This window comes from Actinoplanes sp. NPDC051633 (assembly GCF_040681735.1).
GTDB lineage: Bacteria > Actinomycetota > Actinomycetes > Mycobacteriales > Micromonosporaceae > Actinoplanes.
This window is the reverse complement of the sequence record NZ_JBFAZH010001371.1, coordinates 1-1,871: the sequence shown is the minus strand read 5'-3', so window position 1 is coordinate 1,871 and position 1,871 is coordinate 1. Positions and strand designations below refer to the sequence as shown.

The following is a 1,871-nucleotide window of genomic DNA, read 5'->3' as shown; positions in this document are numbered from 1 at the left end:
TGATTTTTTGTAAATATTTTCTTGTATTCTTTGTTAACCAGTCCTCGGGGGCCGAGAAGGGCTATGGCAGGGCGTTGAGGAACGGCTCGTGGTTGGTACGGAACTCCCAGCCGTAGTAGCGGTCCCAGTTGATGGACCACGTCATCAGGCCACGGAACCCGGGGTTCAGACCACTTCGGACGGTGTAGCCGCCGCACGACTGACCGCGTACCAGGCAGTTGACCGCCTGCTGGACGCCCGCCGGACCCACGTACCCGTTGCCCGCGCTGACCGAGGACGGCGCGCCGAACGCCACCTGGTCCTCGCGCAGCGCCGGGAAGGTCGCGCCGCCCATCACCGGGAAGCCGGCCAGCAGCATGTCGGTCATCGCGATGTGGAAGTCGGCCCCGCCCATCGTGTGGTACTGGCCGTCGAGTCCGACGATCGGGCCCGAGTTGTAGTCCTGCACGTGCAGCACCGTCAGGTCGTTGCGCAGCGCGTAGATCACCGGCAGGTACGAGCCGGCCCGCGCGTCCCGCGAGTTCGACGGGCCCGGGCCGTAGAACTGGTAGCCCAGCTGCACGAAGAACGTCTCCGGCGCCATCGTGAGGACGAACCCGCTCCCGTAGCGCGCCTTCAGCGAGCGCAGCGCCGCGATCAGGTTGACCACCACCGGGGTGGTCGGATTCCGGAAGTCGGTGTCGTTGGGGTTCAGCGACAGCGAGTGGCCCTCGAAGTCGACGTCCACGCCGTCCAGGCCGTATCGGTCGATGATCGCGCTCACCGACCGGACGAACGCGTCCCGGGCGGCCGTGGTGGTGAGCTGCACCTGGCCGTTGGCGCCGCCGATGGACAGCAGCACCTTCTTGCCGGCCTGGCGCTTCGCCCGGATCGCCGCGATGAAGCTCGCCTCGGTCTCGACGCCGGGGCACTCGGCCGCCGGGCAGAGGGTGAAACGGATGTCGCCGGAGGTCGGACTGGTCGGCTCGCCGAACGCCAGGTTGATGATGTCCCAGTCGGCCGGCACGTCGGCCATCCGCACGTAGCCCGAGCCGTTGGCGAAACTGGCGTGCAGGTAGCCGATCAGCGCGTGCTTCGGCAGGCCGGTGTTCGGCGGCGGGTCGGTGGGCGGCGGGTCGGTCGGGGGCGGCGGATCGCTGGGTGGCGGGTTCGACGGCGGCGGGTCGCTCGGGGGTGGCGTCGTGCCGCCGCAGGCGCCCTGGTCGGCCCACACGTCCCACTGACCGCTGTGGGTGGCCGGGTTGTCGCCCTGCGACCACCACTTGGCCCGGTAGTTGTGCCCCTGATACGAGGCCTCGTTACCGCCGACGTAGACCGTGGCGGCACTCCAGGGTGTCAGGCATGCCGCTGCCGCGCCCGCGCTGGACGCGAGATACACGACCGAACCGGTGGCCACCAGCGAGGCGGCCAAGGCCAATACCAGAGATCGACGCATGCCTAATTATTAGGACTGTTAACTGATGGTGTCCAGACCTTCGAACGGAGAAGTTCCGGCCCAGGTCACCTTGCCGCGCTCGAGCAACACGATCCGATCGGCCATCGCCACCGCTTCCGGGCGGTCGTGCGTGACGTACACCGTGGTGATCCCCAGCCGCTTGGTCAGCGCGACGATCTCGCCGCGCAGCTCGGCCCAGATCTTCGGATCCACGTTCGACAGCGGCTCGTCGAGCAGCAGCAGCTCGGGGCGGCGGACGATGGCACGGGCCATGGCGACCCGCTGCCGCTGGCCGCGCGAGAGGTGCACGGGTGACCGGCTCAGCAGATCGTCGATCCCGAGATGATGTGTGGGGATGATGTTACATTTTCACTTTATCATTTATTTATTAATAGTGCATTTAAAAGTATTTAACGATGAGATTTTTTGGCTTTTT

Annotated in this window: 1 protein-coding gene and 1 pseudogene; both read right to left on the bottom strand. The window is 66.2% G+C overall.

The genetic code is table 11. The features are described 5' to 3' along the window. Positions 1-61: 61 nt before the first annotated feature. The gene (locus tag AB0M20_RS41115; RefSeq protein WP_364306698.1) at positions 62-1,435 is read right to left on the bottom strand and encodes a glycosyl hydrolase family 18 protein; all 1,374 of its coding nucleotides are present in this window, start codon (positions 1,433-1,435) and stop codon (positions 62-64) included. 72 nt (positions 1,436-1,507) lie between these two features. Beyond that, a pseudogene (locus AB0M20_RS41110) lies at positions 1,508-1,777 on the bottom strand (ATP-binding cassette domain-containing protein); the annotation flags it as partial. Between the last annotated feature and the right edge of the window lie 94 nt (positions 1,778-1,871).

Bases quoted from the DNA above. Each gene is read 5' to 3' on its own strand.
- AB0M20_RS41115 (WP_364306698.1), bottom strand. From the start codon at position 1,435: ATGCGTCGATCTCTGGTATTGGCCTTGGCCGCCTCGCTGGTGGCCACC.